The sequence below is a fragment of the Streptomyces sp. NRRL B-1140 genome (assembly GCF_001280065.1).
Taxonomy (GTDB): Bacteria; Actinomycetota; Actinomycetes; order Streptomycetales; family Streptomycetaceae; genus Streptomyces.
Genome location: NZ_LGEA01000047.1, coordinates 1 through 15,655, shown reverse-complemented (window position 1 = coordinate 15,655; position 15,655 = coordinate 1). Strand labels below are relative to the sequence as shown.

14 protein-coding genes and 1 pseudogene are annotated in these 15,655 nt (G+C 70.9%); 7 read left to right on the top strand and 8 right to left on the bottom strand.

What is annotated here, in order from left to right; genetic code table 11:
• Window positions 1-37: 37 nt before the first annotated feature.
• Together ADK65_RS36820 and ADK65_RS06900 are read right to left on the bottom strand one after the other, a co-directional pair.
• Window positions 38-211 (bottom strand): CsbD family protein, encoded by a 174-nt coding sequence (locus tag ADK65_RS36820; protein WP_078955843.1) that lies wholly within the window; start codon window positions 209-211, stop codon window positions 38-40.
• A gap of 110 nt (window positions 212-321) precedes the next feature.
• Complete coding sequence (locus ADK65_RS06900; RefSeq protein WP_053668907.1) at window positions 322-2,004, bottom strand: hypothetical protein; 1,683 nt, start codon at window positions 2,002-2,004, stop codon at window positions 322-324.
• A gap of 140 nt (window positions 2,005-2,144) precedes the next feature.
• Between ADK65_RS06900 and ADK65_RS06895 the strand changes: the two genes are divergently transcribed.
• A complete protein-coding gene (locus ADK65_RS06895; RefSeq protein ID WP_053669030.1) occupies window positions 2,145-3,524 on the top strand; it encodes a GH1 family beta-glucosidase in 1,380 nt (459 codons plus the stop codon).
• 38 nt (window positions 3,525-3,562) lie between these two features.
• Here ADK65_RS06895 and ADK65_RS06890 read toward each other — a convergent pair.
• Window positions 3,563-4,057: pseudogene (locus ADK65_RS06890) on the bottom strand (molybdopterin-dependent oxidoreductase); the annotation flags it as partial.
• A 246-nt stretch (window positions 4,058-4,303) separates the two neighbouring features.
• On the opposite strand from ADK65_RS06890, the gene ADK65_RS06885 reads away from it, so the two are divergent.
• The gene (locus tag ADK65_RS06885; protein WP_053668905.1) at window positions 4,304-5,131 is read left to right on the top strand and encodes an SAM-dependent methyltransferase; all 828 of its coding nucleotides are present in this window, start codon (window positions 4,304-4,306) and stop codon (window positions 5,129-5,131) included.
• A gap of 51 nt (window positions 5,132-5,182) precedes the next feature.
• Here ADK65_RS06885 and ADK65_RS06880 read toward each other — a convergent pair whose 3' ends face one another.
• Together ADK65_RS06880 and ADK65_RS06875 are read right to left on the bottom strand one after the other, a co-directional pair.
• Window positions 5,183-6,097 carry a helix-turn-helix domain-containing protein gene (locus ADK65_RS06880; protein ID WP_053668904.1) on the bottom strand — a complete coding sequence of 305 codons (915 nt, stop codon included), beginning with the start codon at window positions 6,095-6,097 and terminating at the stop codon, window positions 5,183-5,185.
• A 151-nt stretch (window positions 6,098-6,248) separates the two neighbouring features.
• A complete protein-coding gene (locus ADK65_RS06875) occupies window positions 6,249-6,479 on the bottom strand; it encodes a DUF397 domain-containing protein (protein ID WP_053668903.1) in 231 nt (76 codons plus the stop codon).
• A gap of 231 nt (window positions 6,480-6,710) precedes the next feature.
• Between ADK65_RS06875 and ADK65_RS06870 the strand changes: the two genes are divergently transcribed.
• The 5 genes from ADK65_RS06870 to ADK65_RS06850 all read left to right on the top strand — a co-directional run bounded on the left by ADK65_RS06870 (window position 6,711) and on the right by ADK65_RS06850 (window position 12,883).
• Window positions 6,711-7,313 carry an ATP-binding protein gene (locus ADK65_RS06870; RefSeq protein WP_107092226.1) on the top strand — a complete coding sequence of 201 codons (603 nt, stop codon included), beginning with the start codon at window positions 6,711-6,713 and terminating at the stop codon, window positions 7,311-7,313.
• Between the two features lie 28 nt (window positions 7,314-7,341).
• On the top strand, window positions 7,342-7,887 hold the full coding sequence (locus tag ADK65_RS06865; protein WP_053668902.1) for a hypothetical protein: 546 nt from the start codon (window positions 7,342-7,344) through the stop codon (window positions 7,885-7,887).
• A gap of 130 nt (window positions 7,888-8,017) precedes the next feature.
• On the top strand, window positions 8,018-10,753 hold the full coding sequence (locus ADK65_RS06860) for a SpoIIE family protein phosphatase/ATP-binding protein (protein ID WP_199825577.1): 2,736 nt from the start codon (window positions 8,018-8,020) through the stop codon (window positions 10,751-10,753).
• A 128-nt stretch (window positions 10,754-10,881) separates the two neighbouring features.
• The gene (locus tag ADK65_RS06855; RefSeq protein WP_053668900.1) at window positions 10,882-12,246 is read left to right on the top strand and encodes an FAD-dependent oxidoreductase; all 1,365 of its coding nucleotides are present in this window, start codon (window positions 10,882-10,884) and stop codon (window positions 12,244-12,246) included.
• Window positions 12,247-12,388: 142 nt separating this feature from the next.
• On the top strand, window positions 12,389-12,883 hold the full coding sequence (locus tag ADK65_RS06850; protein WP_053668899.1) for a lamin tail domain-containing protein: 495 nt from the start codon (window positions 12,389-12,391) through the stop codon (window positions 12,881-12,883).
• A gap of 34 nt (window positions 12,884-12,917) precedes the next feature.
• On the opposite strand, the gene ADK65_RS06845 is transcribed toward ADK65_RS06850, so the two are convergent.
• From ADK65_RS06845 to ADK65_RS06835, 3 genes are all read right to left on the bottom strand, one after another.
• Window positions 12,918-14,432, bottom strand: a complete 1,515-nt coding sequence (locus ADK65_RS06845) for an FAD-dependent monooxygenase (RefSeq protein ID WP_053668898.1) — start codon at window positions 14,430-14,432, stop codon at window positions 12,918-12,920.
• A gap of 108 nt (window positions 14,433-14,540) precedes the next feature.
• Complete coding sequence (locus tag ADK65_RS06840) at window positions 14,541-14,915, bottom strand: hypothetical protein (RefSeq protein ID WP_031136637.1); 375 nt, start codon at window positions 14,913-14,915, stop codon at window positions 14,541-14,543.
• 58 nt (window positions 14,916-14,973) lie between these two features.
• Window positions 14,974-15,495: a roadblock/LC7 domain-containing protein gene (locus ADK65_RS06835; protein ID WP_053668897.1), complete on the bottom strand. Its 522-nt coding sequence runs from the start codon at window positions 15,493-15,495 to the stop codon at window positions 14,974-14,976.
• Between the last annotated feature and the right edge of the window lie 160 nt (window positions 15,496-15,655).

The following is a 15,655-nucleotide window of genomic DNA, read 5'->3' as shown; positions in this document are numbered from 1 at the left end:
GCGTCCCGCCTCGGGGACGCGGCACCGCCGTGTGACCTCAGTGCTTGAAGACGTCCTTGGTCTTCTCCTTGGCCTGCCGGGCGTCGCCCTTCGACTGCTCGGCCTTGCCCTCGGCGGTCAGCCGCTCGTTGCCCACCGCACGGCCGACCGTCTCCTTGGCCTTGCCCTTGGCCTGCTCGGCCTTCGCCTTGCCCTTCTGGTCTCCAGCCACGTTCGTTCACTCCACGTCGTGTCCGACTACGGGGTCACCGCACCGAGTGACCGCGAAGCGGCAGCTCAAACGTGCGACGGGGTCGTAGGCCGTGAGAGCCGCTCCCCGGATCAGTGGCAGCACCCGTCGGCCTCCTGGGGACCGGGGGCGGTGTCGAGGCGGCAGAAGCAGGACGCCTGGATGGGGACGTCCGCCAGCGCGCTCGCGAGCTTGAGCTGGTGGGCCACCAGGGCCGCCTCGCCGGTCTTGCCACGGCGCAGCAGACACTCGTGGAAACCGTGCAGGGCCCAGACGTTGCCCGGGTGCTGCAGGGGGCGGGGCAGGGTGTCGTCGAGTCCGAGGTCGGCACGGTAGACCGCCTCCGCCTCCGCCACGCGGCCCTGTTCCAGCAACAGTGCGCCGTAGGCGTGGCGGGTGGGCTGCATCCAGCCCCAGGGCTCGTCGTAGGGCAGGTTGTCGTCCAGGTGGATGGAGCGCTCCAGGGCGGCGAAGGCGAGGTCGTACTCGCCCCTGCGGTAGGCGAGTTCACCGTCCAGCATGGCGGAGGCGATGGCGAGGATGTCGTGGCAGGTGTTGTTGAACAGCATCCGGGTCTCGGGCACCCGGTTCACCGCCTCGCGGAAGAGTTCGCGTTCGTTCTCCGCCCGGTCGGTCTCACCGGTGGCGGAGAGGGCGACGCCCCGGGCGTAGTGCCGCATGGCCACGGTCGTCGCGTAGAGCTCCGGGTCGGCGGGGGCGGGCAGCTCCAGGATCTCGGTCCAGCGGCCGAAGCGGATCAGGACGTGGACACGCATGGCCAGGAACCCCTCCAGCCAGTCGGCCATCGGCGGGCTCGGGACACGGAGCAGCTCTTCGGGAATGGCGGCTTCCAGCTGTGCGGCGCTGTCGAGGGCCACCCGCGCCTGGCCGAGGAACATCGCGCCGTAGATCTTGAAGTGGTGGTTGTGCGCACGGTAGAGGGTGTAGAAGTTCATCGCGCCGGCCTGCCGGTGGTACTTCTCGTCGGCGGCGATCGCGTCGCTGTTGGCCGAGACCACCTGGCGATAGTCGCCGCACAGGACGTCCAGGTGTGAGGGCATGTGGAGCAGGTGCCCGGCGTCGGGCACGAGTGTGCGCAGGCGGTCGGCGACGGTGAGGGCCTGCTCCGGTGCCGGGGACATCTCCATCAGGTGGATGTACAGGTGCAGGACGCCGGGATGCCGGAAGCCGGCCTCGGTGGCGAGGGCTCCTTCCAGCACCGCCCTGGCCTCGGTGGTCCGGGCACCCTCGGCCGGCCGGCCCGTCCTGAGGTCCCACAGCTGCCACGGGGTGAGGTTCATCGCGGCGTCGGCGTGCAAGGTGGCGATGTCCGGGTCGCCGGGGGCCAGTTCGTAGACGACGCGCATGGCGTCCGCGTACGGCTCGTTCCACACCGAGCAGTCCTCGACGGCCTGCGACTGCGGATAGCGCGCCCGCAGTGCGCCGATGAGGGCCCGCTCGACCGGGGTGGCGCGGGCGGCCTTCTCATGGGCCCTTTCCACGGCGGTGTGAGTGCGGTCGACGGTGTACGCCAGTTCCTCACCGTCGAAGAATTCCCAGGGCTTGTTGTAGTTCGGGCCGAGCGCGTAGGCGATACCCCAATAGGCCATGGCACAGTCCGGGTCGGCCTCGACCGCCTTTTCGAAACAGGCGACGGCTTCCTCGTGGTGAAAGGCGTATGTCCACATCAGGCCCCGGTCGAACCAGAGTTGGGCATCGGGAGAGGACGTGGTGACGGGACGGCGGTACGTGCCGAGGTCGTAATAGTCGCCCATGAGTTTCTCCTGGGTGAAGCGGCCGGGGCCAGTGAGAACAGCGGTTGCGGGGCACGCCCTCAGACTTTCGATGAATTCTCGTATGTCCAGATTAGCGGTTCCCCGCACGATGGCCCGCGGCCCCGGGCATGGTGGAGGGCATGACCGACTTTCCGAGTTTTCCGCCCGGCTTCGTGTTCGGGGCCGCGACCGCCTCGTATCAGATCGAGGGGGCGGTGCAGGAGGACGGACGCGGGCCTTCCATCTGGGACACCTACAGCCACACGCCGGGGCTGGTGGCCAACGGGGACACCGGTGATGTCGCTTGTGATCACTACCACCGGTACCCCGAGGACGTGGCGCTGCTGCGTGAGCTGGGCGTGGGCTCGTACCGGTTCTCGATCGCCTGGCCGCGGATCGTGCCGGACGGGTCCGGCCCGGTGAACCGCAAGGGGCTGGACTTCTACTCACGGCTGGCCGACGAGCTCCTCGACGCGGGGATCGAGCCGGCCGCCACCCTCTACCACTGGGACCTTCCGCAGGCGCTGGAGGACCGCGGCGGCTGGCGGGTGCGCGAGACCGCCGAGCGGCTCGGTGAGTACGCGGCCGTCGTCGCGGAGCACCTGGGCGACCGTGTGCCGCGCTGGATCACCCTCAACGAGCCGTGGTGCAGTGCCTTCCTCGGGTACTCCGTCGGGCGGCACGCCCCGGGCGCCCGCGAGGGCCGCGGCGCGCTGGCCGCGGCCCACCACCTGCTGGTCGGGCACGGCCTGGCGGTACAGGCGCTCCGGGCGGCCGGGGTGCGCGAGGTGGGTATCACCCTCAACCTCGACCACCACCTGCCCGCGACCGGCACCCCGGCCGACCGTGCCGCCGTCACCCGTGCGGACACCCTGCACAACCTGGTGTGGACCGAGCCGCTGCTCGCGGGCCGCTACCCGGCGGCCGAGGAGCAGACGTGGGGTGAGCTGATCAGCGGTCAGGACTTCCGGCGGGACGGCGACCTCGAACTGGTCTCCCAGCCCCTGGACTTCCTCGGCGTCAACTACTACCGGCCGATCGTCGTGACCGACGCCCCTTTCCGCGAGAGCGACCCGGCCCGGCGCGTCGCGACCGACAACCGGTACGCGGAGGTGCCCATGCCCGGCGTGCGCCGTACCGCCATGGGCTGGGCCGTCGCGCCCCACACGTTCACCGACCTGCTCGTGGGGCTCCGGGAGCGGTACGGCCAGGCCCTGCCACCCGTCCTCATCACCGAGAACGGCTCCGCGGAGGAGGACGAAATGAGCCCGGACGGGGCCGTCCACGACTCCGACCGGGTCGCCTACCTGCGTGACCACCTGACCGCGCTGCGGGCCGCGATGGACGCCGGGGTGGAGGTGCGCGGCTACTACGTGTGGTCACTCCTGGACAACTTCGAATGGGCTTTCGGTTACGACAAGCGCTTCGGGATCGTCCGCGTGGACTACGCCACCCAGCGGCGGACACCGAAGGACAGCTACCACTGGTACCGGTCCATGATCGCCGCACAGCGGCGGTGACCGGCCCGGTCAGACGCCGGTCAGGAGCTGCGGCGCCAGGTGCCGATGCCGGCACGGGCGAGGACCGCCAGGGTGTAGTACTCCTCGAGGAACAGCCGGCCGGTCGTGTAGAAGCCGATCGAGCCCGGGCCCCGCTCGTCCAGCAGGTGCAGGATGTGGGCCGTGATCCGGTTCATGGCCGTGTCCCAGTCGCTCTCCACCAGCAGGCCGTCCTCGCGGACGAGGGGCCTGGTGAGCCGGTCCGGGGAGGCGTTGGCCTGCCGGCCGTAGAGGTCCTTGGGCCCCAGGCGCCCGCGGTTCACCCGGTCCGCGGCCCGGCCCCGGACGCCCACGATGCGGCCCTCGCGCACCGCGACGTCCATCGCGTCGCCGTTGGAGTGCAGCAGCGAGGCGGCCTGCACCCACCGCTCCACGTCCCGCTCACCGAGCCCCGCCGCGAGATGCGTGTCGGTCCGGGACGGCCAGCGGGTGCCGGGGGCGTAGGGCGTGCGTTCGCCCCAGACGTCGGTGATCCGGTCGGCCGAGCTGTCCACGGTTCCACCTCCCACGGAGGACTCCCACGGATGACGACACCGTGGCCCGCGAGTACCCGCCCGAGCACGTGTGACACAAAACGCACGGATCACCACACAGCGCACAGCCGGCAGCGCGGGCGTCCATCATCTTGTCGTTCGATCGGTGGGCACCTCGGCCAGTGGGCTGGCCCGCCCAACTCCCGCTCCCTAGGATGTACTTCCTGTCCAGCCAGTCCGTTGGCGCGGCACCTTGCAGGGGGAACGATGCACTCCGAGAAGCAGCTGTCCACCGAGATCGACGCGAACGTGCCGACGGCAGCGCGCATGTACGACCACTACCTGGGCGGCAAGGACAACTACGCGGCCGACCGCGCGGCGTGCGAGGAACTCGACAAGGTCGTCCCCAGCACGCGCCGTCTGGCCCTGAACAACCGGCGCTTCCTTCAGCGGGTCGTGAAGACCCTCTCCGAGGAGTACGGCATCCGGCAGTACCTGGACCACGGGTCAGGTCTGCCGACGCAGGACAACGTGCACCAGGTCGCCCAGCGCATCGACCCCACGACCCATGTGGTCTACGTCGACAACGACCCGATGGTGCTGGTCCACGGCCGTGCGCTGCTGGAGCAGGACGAGCGCACGACCGTCATCCACGCCGACATGCGCGAGACCGACCTGATCTTCGGCCACGCGGACACCAAGCGGCTCATCGATTTCGACGAGCCGGTGTGCGTGCTCTTCAACTCCGTGTTCCACTGCATCCCGGACAGCGACACCGACGGGCCGCTCGCGGTCGCGCGTCGCGTACGGGAGCGGCTCGCGCCGGGCAGCTTCATGGTGATGTGCCAGCTGGTCAGCGAGGATCCCGAAGTCCGCGCCTTCGTCACGAACTTCATGGACCAGGCGACCCAGGGCCACTGGGGCCGCGTGCGGGAACCGAAGGACGTGGAGACGTACTTCGAGGGCCTGGAGATTCTCCGGCCCGGGCTCGTGGAAGTGTCGACCTGGCGTCCGGACACCGAAGTGGCGCCCCGTCAGCTCACACACGAGTGGATCGAGTTCGGCGGAGTCGGGCGGGTCCCGCTGAAGAACTGACCGTGGTGCCCGGCGCGGGACGGTCGTCGTGCCGCGTCGGGCATCCTCGCGTCAGGGGTAGCGCTGCTCCATCGTCCGCCGCAGCAGCTCCAGCGAGTCACGGGGCTTGAGTGCCTCGTCCGCGAGCCGGTCCAGCGCGATGCGGTACTCCTCGGTCTCGTCGCGGTCCTCGAGGAAGTTCGCGCTCTTGATGTGCTCCAGATACACCACGTCGGGAAGATCGAGGCCGCCGAAGCGCAGATACGTGATCGGGATGGCCGGTGCCGAGGCGTTGGTGACGCTGAGCGGCACGATCTGCAGTGTCACGTTGGGGCGTTCGGCCATGTCCACGAGGTGCGCGAGCTGCTCCCGCATCACCTCGGTGCTGCCGAGGACGCGCAGCAGCACGGACTCGTCGATGATCGCCCACAGCTGCGGGGCGTCGGCTCGCGACACCAACCGGGCCCGGTGCGTGCGCAGTTCGACGCGTCGCTCCACTTCACCGGCAGGCGCGTTCGGCAGGCCGCGTTCCACCACGGCCCTGGTGTAGGCGGGAGTCTGCAACAGACCGGGCACGTACTGGATCTCGAAGGTACGGATGGTGGCGGCGGCCTCCTGCAGTCCGACCAGCCGGTCGAACCACTCGGGCATCAGCCGCTTGTCGTACCGCTGCCACCAGCCCGGCTCACCGGCTCGCTGCAGCAGCTTGAGCAGCACCGAGACCTCGTAGTCGTCGGTGCCGTACAGCTCGAGCAGCGTGCGGACATCGCTCTCCGTCGGCGGGCGGCGGCCCTTGCCCGACTCGATGCGTGACAACTTCGCGGCACTGAAACCGGCAGCACGCGCCGCCTGGTCCTGGGCGAGACCGGCGTCCTCCCGGAAGCCGGCGAGCTGTACACCGACCAGCATCTTCAGCAGAGTCGGCGCCGGCTCGGACCTGTCCAGGTAAGGTTCCAGACGGGAGATGCGATGCGACGCGGCGGACATCCTGACTCCCAGCAGACCGGCACAAGGGCGACTTACACTATGCCACTTCACCAGGTCTTCACGCATCAACCCAAGCAGCCCGACAAAAGCAGGGAGTTGGGCTCCGCTTCCTCCTCAGAGGCGTGACACGGCGCGCGAGGCGAGACCGCCCTCAGAGCAGGTGGTCGAACTCGCCGTCCTTCGCTCCGGCCAGGAAGGCCGCCACCTCCGCCGACGTGTAGACCAGGGCGGGGCCGTCGGGGTCACGGGAGTTGCGTACGGCGATCCCGCCGTCCACGAGGGGGGCGACCTCGACGCAGTTGCCCTCGGCGTTGCTGTGCCGGCTCTTGATCCAGCAGGCGTCCAACGAGCTGGCCTGCACTCCGTTCTGCACTGGTGGCACCGCAGTCTCCTTGCTGTTCTCGTACCCCGCCCGCGCACGGTGTGCCCGGCTGTTCACCCGAGGGCGGCCGCGTCCCTTCGGCCGCTCTCGCTCCGGCTTGCGTACCCACGACGGCGCGATAGTCACGCAATTTCTCGTGCAATTGCACGCGGGCGCCTTCAGCGTGGATAATAGCTGCGGCGTCAACCCCCGGGCTGACGCCGCGTCCTGACGTCGCATCGGGGAGATGCCGTGTCATCACCTGCGCAGCACGTGCTCCGGCCGCCGAGTGGGGCTGCGGCACACGCAGGCGCACCCGGTGCGGCTCACACCGTGCCGGCCGACCCGCTCCCGGTCCTGCCGTGCGGGGTTCCGCCCTCGGTCCCGAAGACGCTGCCGCAGTTCTCGGGCGACCTGTCCGCCTCGGCCGCCCTGCGGGTCGAGTGCAGCCGGGAGGGGTTCGCTCGGGTGCGCTCCTTCACGCGCGACACCCTGCACGGCTGGTCGCTCGACCACCGCTGCGACGACGCGACCCTCGTCATCACCGAGCTCGCCGCCAACGCCGCGACGCACGCGGCGCCGAGAGCCCCCGGGGTGCCCGAGATCCGGCTCGGATTCGTCCTGGATCCCGGCCACCTGCTGGTCACCGTCTCCGACCTCGACGACCACCCGCCCGTGTTCGCGCCGACCGGTGCCGCCCTGGAGGAGCACGGCCGGGGCTTGTGCATCGTCGACGCCCTGTCCGAGGAGTGGGGCTGGTCCCCCGGTGCCCCGGCGGACAACGGTGCCCCGGCGGGCAAAACGGTCTGGGCCCGGTTGTCGACCCGGCCGGCCACGCCCTGTCCCCCCATCTGACACGACTGCCGCGGAAAGGCCCCTCGCCATGCGCAGCGCTTCGACGGAACACCCGAGCAGCGAGCGCCCCCAGCGCCCCGACGCCCCCACCGGGACGGCCTGCAGCACACCGCTCACGGCACTGGACCGCGTGCCGTGGGGCGACATCCAGGACTCCACCGGCTCGGCGGCCGCCATTCCCCTCCTGCTCAACGGCATCGCCGGAGGTGACGCCGACACGGCCCGCTCCGCCCTCGACGACCTGCGGAAACGGATCTGCCAGTTCGGTTTCGTCGTGGAGCAGGCGACCGCGGCCACCGTTCCGTTCCTGTGGGAGCTGGCCAAGCTGCCGCAGGTGACCTGCCGTGCCCAGATCATCCGGCTGCTGCAGAGCATCGCCGAGGCCCGGCAGTGGGAGAGCACCGCCGCCGTCTATCCGAAACTCCTGAACCATCGCGAGAACCCGGTGGTGTGGGAACGTGCGGCCCGGCAGGCCGTGCGGGCCCGGCGTGGGGAGCTCGGCCGGCTGCTGGCGGACGAGGACCGTGAGATCGCCCGGGCCACGAACGAGCTGGCCCGCTCGCTGGGCGCCTGAAACCGTCGTACGTTGTGCCGTGGGCAGAGAGCCCCGTGCAGGTCCTCAGACGTGATGAAACGGTGAGAACCCCCTGTCACCATGGGTGATGCCCCTCGCCTCCCGGAGCCCGGCAGTGTAGACATGGCACATGGTCCGACTCTTGGGTCGATCCGGGACCCGATCGCCCCTGCGGCCCGGCGCTGCGCCGTCGGCACGGCAGCGGCGGGAGGCGGGCCCGTCTCGGTGGCAACCGGCGGCGGGGCTGCGGTCGGTGCTGAGCGGACGCAGCGTCGCGGGGCAGGTGTTCCTGCTCGTCGTGGTGATCGTGCTGCTGCTGGTCGTGGCGGCCGTCGTGGCGCTGGTGCTGCAGGTGCGGCACGACACGACGCGGGAGGCGCGCAACCGTTCGCTCGCCGTCGCGGAGACCTTCGCCAACGCACCGGGCACCGTCGAAGCTCTGCAGGGCCCTGATCCCACCGTCGTGCTCCAGCCACGTGCCGAAGCCGCCCGTGAGCGGTCGAAGGTCGACTTCGTCGTCGTCATGAACACCGACGGCATCCGCTACACCCACCCCAAGCCGGACCGGATCGGGAAGAAGTTCGTCGGGACGATCGCGCCGGCGCTGGCCGGGAAGTCGTTCACCGAGGAGATCGACGGCACCCTCGGCCCGCTCGTCCAGGCCGTCGTGCCGGTGAAGGACCGGAGCGGCCGGGTCGTGGGTCTGGTCTCGGCGGGTATCACGACCAAGAAGGTGGGCGGTACCGCCGACCGCCAGCTGCCGCTCGTGCTCGCGGCCGCGGCAGCGGCTCTCGCCCTCGCGACGGCGGGTGCCGCGCTGGTGAGCCGTCGGCTGCTGCGCCAGACCCATGGGCTCGGGCCGCACGAGATGACCCGGATGTACGAACACCACGACGCCGTGCTGCACGCGGTGCGCGAGGGCGTGCTCATCGTCGACGACGGGGGCACGCTGCTGCTCGCCAACGACGAGGCGCAGCGCCTGCTCGGGCTGCCCGCCGACGCCGAGGGCCGGCACGTCCTCGGTCTGGGTCTCGACCCGGGCATCGCCGATCTGCTGGCCTCGGGCCGGGTCGCCACCGACGAGGTGCACCTGGTCGGCGACCGGCTCCTCGCCGTCAACCAGCGGACGACGGACCGTGCGGGTGTCCCGCCCGGCAGCGTCGCCACCCTGCGCGACTCCACGGAGCTGCGGGCCCTGTCCGGGCGGGCCGAGACCGCGCGCGAGCGGCTCAACATGCTGTATGACGCCGGAGTGGGCATCGGGACCAGCCTGGACGTGACCCGCACCGCCGAAGAGCTGACCGAGCTGGCCGTGCCCCGGTTCGCGGACTTCGCGACCGTGGATCTGTTCGACGCCGTACTGGGCGGCGGGCAGCCGAACGCGGCGGCGAGACTCAGCCGGACGGCGGTGAGCGGGATCCGCAAGGACGCGCCGCTCTACCCGGCCGGGGAGCGGATCAGGTTCGTCGAGTCCTCTCCACAGGGCCGCAGCCTCGCCACGGGCAGTGCGTTCCTGGAGCCCCGGCTGGGCGAGGCCCCGGGCTGGCGGGCGCAGGACCTGGAGCGCTCCGCGCAGATCGTCGCGTACGGCATCCATTCGCTGATCACCGTGCCGCTGCGGGCCGGCGCCCTGATCCTCGGCGTGGTGAGCTTCTGGCGCTCCGAGAAGCAGGAGCCTTTCGACACGGACGAGCTGGCCCTGGCGGAGGAGCTGGTCGCGCGGGCCGCCGTGTCCATCGACAACGCCCGCCGCTACACCCGTGAGCACAGCATGGCGGTGACACTCCAGCGCAGCCTGCTCCCCCGCAATCTGCCCGAGCAGGACGCCCTGGAGATCGCGTACCGCTATCTGCCGGCGCAGGCCGGCGTGGGCGGCGACTGGTTCGACGTGCTGCCCCTGTCGGGGGCCAGGGTCGCGCTCGTGGTCGGCGACGTGGTCGGCCACGGGCTGCACGCCGCGGCCACGATGGGGCGGCTGCGCACCGCGGTGCACAACTTCTCCGCCCTCGATCTGCCGCCCGAGGAACTCATCGCCCTGCTGGACGAGTTGGTCGGCCGGATCGACCAGGACGAGACGCAGGAGGACGGCAGCGCCCCGGTCACCGGCGCGACCTGTCTGTACGCCGTCTACGATCCGGTCTCGCGGCGCTGCACCGTCGCGCGGGCGGGACACCCGCCGCCGGCGCTGATCCACCCCGACGGCAGCGTGGAGTTCCCCGACGTACCCGCCGGCCCCCCGCTGGGGCTCGGTGGCCTGCCGTTCGAGACGGCGGAGCTGGAGCTGGCGGAGGGCAGCCGGCTCGTCCTCTACACCGACGGGCTGGTGGAGGACCGTGAGCGGGACATCGACGTCGGGCTGGAGATGCTGCGCCAGGCACTGGGCCGGGCGGGGCAGTCCTCCGAGGACACCTGCCGGGTCGTACTCGACTCGCAGCTCACGGCCCACTCCGGCGACGACGTCGCACTGATCGTGGCCCGTACCCGGGCGCTGACCGCCGACCACGTCGCGGAGTGGCCGGTGCCGGCCGACCCGGCCGCCGTGGGCGAGGTGCGGGCGGCGGTCAGCCGGCAGCTGGCCGAGTGGGGCCTTCAGGAGCTGACGTTCAGCACGGAGCTGATCCTGAGCGAGCTGGTCACCAACGCGCTGCGGTACGGCGGCGGCCCGATACGGGTGCGGGTGCTGCGGGACCGCAACCTGATCTGCGAGGTGTTCGACAGCAGCAGCACCTCGCCGCATCTGCGGTACGCGACCATGACGGACGAGGGCGGGCGGGGCCTGTTCCTGGTGGCGCAGCTCGCGGAGCGCTGGGGGACGCGCTATCTGCCGGCGGGGAAGGTGATCTGGGCGGAGCAGCCCCTGCCATAAGCGCGGCCAAGAGCTACCCATAAAGTAGCCTTATGGGCTCATAGACCGGACCCTCATACCGGGTTAGGCATGCCTTAGTTTAAGCTTCCCGTTGAGATCGCTTGTCGCCGCTCGAAGGGAACCTGACCATGCCCCGCCCCCTGCGGGTCGCCATCGTCGGATCCGGCCCCGCCGGGATCTACGCCGCCGACGCCCTGCTCAAGTCCGAGGTGGCCGCCGAACCCGGTGTGTCCATAGACATCTTCGAGCGCATGCCGGCACCGTTCGGACTGATCCGTTACGGCGTCGCCCCCGACCACCCGCGGATCAAGGGCATCATCACCGCCCTGCACCAGGTGCTCGACAAGCCGCAGATCCGGCTCTTCGGCAACGTGGACTACGGCACCGACATCGGCCTGGACGACCTGCGCGCGTTCTACGACGGCGTGATCTTCGCTACCGGGGCGACGGCCGACCGGGCACTCCCGCTGCCGGGCATCGACCTCGACGGCTCCTACGGCGCCGCCGACTTCGTGTCCTGGTACGACGGCCACCCGGACGTTCCGCGCACCTGGCCGCTGGAGGCGGAGAAGGTCGCCGTGCTCGGCGTCGGCAACGTCGCCCTCGACGTCGCGCGCGTCCTGGCCAAGACGGCGGACGAGCTGCTGCCGACCGAGATCCCGGCGAACGTCTACGAGGGTCTGAAGGCCAACCGGGCCAAGGAGATCCACGTGTTCGGCCGACGCGGCCCGGCGCAGGCGAAGTTCAGCCCGATGGAGCTGCGGGAGCTGGACCACTCCCCCAACATCGAGGTCATCGTCGACCCCGAGGACATCGACTACGACGAGGGCTCGATCACCACGCGGCGCGGCAACAAGCAGGCCGACATGGTGGCCAAGACCCTGGAGAACTGGGCGATCCGCGACGTCGGCGACCGGCCCCACAAGCTCTTCCTGCACTTCTTCGAGTCGCCGGTCGAGGTCCTCGGCGAGGACGGCAAGGTCGTGGGTCTGCGCACCGAGCGCACGGAGCTCGACGGCACCGGCAACGTCAAGGGCACCGGCACCTTCCACACCTGGGACGTCGGCGCGGTCTACCGCGCGGTCGGCTACCTGTCCGACAAACTCCCCAAGCTGCCCTGGGACATCGACTCGGGCACCGTCCCGGACGAGGGCGGCCGGGTCATGCAGGAGACGGGCGAGCACCTGCAGTCCACCTACGTCACCGGCTGGATCCGGCGCGGCCCCATCGGGCTCATCGGGCACACCAAGGGCGACGCGAACGAGACGGTGAAGAACCTGCTGGAGGACTACGCGGGCGGCAGGCTGCACACGCCCGCCGCCCCGGACCCCGAGACCGTGGACGCGTTCCTCGCCGAGCGCGACATCCGCTTCACCACCTGGGACGGCTGGTACAAGCTGGACGCCGCGGAGAAGGCTCTGGGCGAGCCCGAGGGCCGCGAGCGCGTGAAGATCGTCGAGCGCGAGGACATGCTGCGGGCGAGCGGCGCCTGACACGTCCGACCCCACGGGGCGGGTTCGGTGGCCATGTCACCGAACCCGCCCTTCTGTGTACTTGAAGCGTGTACGATCCGGATGCTTCACCGAACCATCACATCGCCTTCACCTGAAGGCCATGCAGGGGGGACGAACGTCCATGCGTATACGCCTTGTCGCCACCACGGCCGTCGCCGCCGGGGCCCTCACCGCCCTTTCGGCGGTTCCGGCCCAGGCCGCCGAGTACGACTCCGCGCTGAAGATCCGGGGCATCCAGTACGACGCTCCCGGCAGCGACTCGAACCGGTGCTCGGGCGGGAACACCGCCGAGGAGTACCTGACCATCAAGAACTACTCGCGCTCCACGACGGTGAACCTCAAGGGGTACGTCGTGAAGGACGCCGCCGGCAACAAGTTCACGTTCACCGCGAGCCACACCCTTCAGCCGGGTGACTACGTGAAGCTGCGCGGCGGCAACGGGACCGACTCCGACACCAGGAACGTCGTCTACCGCGACAACTGCAACTTCATGTGGAACAACGACAAGGACACCATCTACGTGTACAAGCCGTCCGGCGCCCGTGCCGACGTGCACTCGTACACCAGGAGCGGCTCCGACCCGGACCGCAACGGGTACATCACGTACCACGGCTGACCCCTTCGCCGGGCCGGCGCCCGGCCCGCCGGCCTCAGGGGGCCGGCAGCCAGCGGTCCAGGTAGGCGCGCAGGCCCGCGAGGTCGGTGCCCCGGGCCAGGTACGCCACGTATCCGTCGGGCCGCACGAGGGCGTGGGTGAGGCCCGGCCACGGGCTTCGCGGGCCAAGGTGGTGCACGGTCAGCAGGCCGGGCCGGTCGGCCGGGGCCAGGCCCTCGGGCCAGAGGTGGGCGGGACTGGAGAGCAGCAGGTGGTAGCCCGGCCCGGCGACGCGCCGCTGGAGTCCGGCCGGAGCGTCGGGCAGGCGGTCTCCTGCGCGTGGGCCCTGCCGCGGGCGGTGCCGCCCGGTGACGGACGCGGGTCCTCGGCGGTAGTGGACGTCGAGTTCGGACACCGTGCGGAACAGACGTGCTCGGGCGCCGGTCGCACGCAGGAGCAACGGCGCCGCGTAGGGGGCGAGATGCCTGCGAGCCAGCCTTAGGGCCGGGTGGCTGCTCGTACCGACGGTGAAGGCACGGTCGGTGACGCGGCGTACGCCGTGGCCGACCGGGGCTCGCTCCGCCTCGTACGTCTCCAGCAGTTCCTCGGGCGCCGCGCCGCGGCAGACCTGGGCGAGCTTCCAGCCCAGGTTGAGCGCGTCCTGGATGCCGGTGTTCATGCCCTGTCCCCCGGCCGGGCTGTGGATGTGCGCCGCGTCGCCCGCGAGGAAGAAGGGGCCCCTGCGGTAGTGGGTGGCGCCGCGGTTGTGGATGCGGAAGCTCGTCATCCAGACCGGATCGCGCAACGACAGCCTGTCGGGCGCCCAGTCGTCCGCGATCCGCTGGAGGAGGTCCAGACTCACCTTGTCGCCGGGGGCGCCCGACGGATGCATCGCGATCATCCGCCACGTGGCCGGAGTACCCAGCGGGAAGAAGAACAGCAGTCCGGCCGCGGTCATGAACGTGTGCGCGGCACCCGGCTCGAGTCCGTCGGCCTCCAGATCCGCGAGCAGGAACGTCTGCGGATAGGCGTACCCCTCGAAGCCGATGCCCGCCTCGGAGCGCACGGTGCTGTGTGCGCCGTCGCAGCCGGCCACGTAGCGGGCCCGTACGGTCTCCTCGGTCCCGTCCCGGTGCCGCAGGCGGCAGGTGACGTACTCCCCCTCGGGTTCGGCGCTGAGCAACTCCGTGCCGCGCTCGATGGTCACGTCCCGTGCGGCCAGGTGAGCCGTCAGGGTGGCTTCCGTCTCCGACTGCGGGAGGAAGAGCAGGAACGGGTACGGCGAGTCGTCGCAGCCCACGTCGAACACCGGGACGCGCAGCACCCGCCGGGACAGGTGCAGGTGCAGCCCCACCGCCGCGTTGCCCCGGTCGACGAGAGCGTCCGCCACACCGAAGGCGGACAGCATCTCCAGGGTCCGGGGCTGGATCGCCGGGGCGCGAGACTCCCGGGCGCGGTCCAGTGAGCGGTCCACGACCCGGAACGGGGTTTCGCAGGAGCGCAGTTGGGTCGCGAGCGCGAGTCCGGTGGGGCCCGCGCCCACCACGAGCACGTCCAGGGGTGCCGTCATGACACACACCGTAGACGCGGCCGACCGGACACGGGCCGCCGCCCTGCGGCATGCCGGGGCCCTCCGCGACGCATGCGTGGCGGAGGGCTCCCGTCCGGTGTGCTGGTCTCAGACCTCCAGGTCGGCTTCGATGCGGCGCAGCTGGTGGCGGGCCATCGCGAGGTTGGCCCTGCTCCCGTCGAGCACGAGGTAGAGGAAGAGCCCGCTGCCACCACGGCCCTTCAGGAGGCGGATGAGGTGGTACTGGGTGTTCAGGGTGATGAGGATGTCCTCGATCTCCTCCTTCAGGCCCAGATGCTCCATGGTGCGCAGCTTGGACCGCACGACGTCGGTGTTGCCCGCGGCGGCGACCTCCAGGTTGAAGTCCTTGCCGCCGCCGAGGGTGCCGAGGGCCATGCCGCTGGTGTAGTCGACGAGGGCGACGGCCGTCGCTCCGTCGATGGAGCTCAGGCATTCCTTCAGCGCGGTCTCCGTGTTGGCCATGCGCTCGGTTCCTTTCCTTCGGTCTTCTGCTTCGGTGGGTCGGGAAGTTCGGGAGGGCTCAGATGCCGGTCTGCGGGCGTGGCAGGTGCGTGGGCCGCTGCGGAGTGCGGACCGGGAGGGTGCCGATGGCGCGTTCCGTGGCCGGGGGCACCGTGGCGAGGTGCTCTTCGGGCGCCGGGCGGTCCGCGTGGCGGCCGGTGCCGGGACCGACGCGTGTGGCCAGCAGGTCGGCGATCCGGGCGCCGCTGCGCCGGCCTTCGAGGTGGAGGCGGCCGACGTTGACGCGGTCCTCGGCGAGGAGGGTGAGTACGGCGGTGGTTCCGGCGGCATAGGTGGAGACGTAGCCTTTGGAGCCCCGCACCAGCAGTTCGCGGAATTCGCCGCGGGCGGCGGCGTCGGTCATGCGGTAGGCCACGCCGAGGGCGGCGGCGGTGAGCGCCGCGAGTCCCTCCGGTTCGGTGTCGGGCACGTCGTGGGCGAGGACGAGTCCGTCGACGGTGGCCGCGAGGGAGCCCGTCAGCCGGGGTACGCGGGTGCGGAGCCGACGCAGTTCGTCCAGGACGTCGGTCTCGACGGCCATGAGCAGTCTCCTTTCGGCACGCTGTCTTCGCGCGCGGATCACAGTGCCTCCAAGGCGTGCAGGAGCCGTCGCAGCAGTGCGGTGTCGGGCTCGTCCGGTGCGGCGGGACGAGGAGAGGGGCCCGGCTCGGCGGACACGGGGGCGGGGGCTGGGACTGGGG

Coding starts and splice junctions, on each gene's coding strand:
- ADK65_RS06860 (WP_199825577.1), top strand. CDS start 8,018: ATGGTCCGACTCTTGGGTCGATCCGGGACCCGATCGCCCCTGCGGCCC.
- ADK65_RS06840 (WP_031136637.1), bottom strand. CDS start 14,915: ATGGCCAACACGGAGACCGCGCTGAAGGAATGCCTGAGCTCCATCGAC.
- ADK65_RS06835 (WP_053668897.1), bottom strand. CDS start 15,495: ATGGCCGTCGAGACCGACGTCCTGGACGAACTGCGTCGGCTCCGCACC.
- ADK65_RS06850 (WP_053668899.1), top strand. CDS start 12,389: ATGCGTATACGCCTTGTCGCCACCACGGCCGTCGCCGCCGGGGCCCTC.
- ADK65_RS06895 (WP_053669030.1), top strand. CDS start 2,145: ATGACCGACTTTCCGAGTTTTCCGCCCGGCTTCGTGTTCGGGGCCGCG.
- ADK65_RS06855 (WP_053668900.1), top strand. CDS start 10,882: ATGCCCCGCCCCCTGCGGGTCGCCATCGTCGGATCCGGCCCCGCCGGG.
- ADK65_RS06880 (WP_053668904.1), bottom strand. CDS start 6,097: ATGTCCGCCGCGTCGCATCGCATCTCCCGTCTGGAACCTTACCTGGAC.
- ADK65_RS06865 (WP_053668902.1), top strand. CDS start 7,342: ATGCGCAGCGCTTCGACGGAACACCCGAGCAGCGAGCGCCCCCAGCGC.
- ADK65_RS06885 (WP_053668905.1), top strand. CDS start 4,304: ATGCACTCCGAGAAGCAGCTGTCCACCGAGATCGACGCGAACGTGCCG.
- ADK65_RS06845 (WP_053668898.1), bottom strand. CDS start 14,432: ATGACGGCACCCCTGGACGTGCTCGTGGTGGGCGCGGGCCCCACCGGA.
- ADK65_RS06900 (WP_053668907.1), bottom strand. CDS start 2,004: ATGGGCGACTATTACGACCTCGGCACGTACCGCCGTCCCGTCACCACG.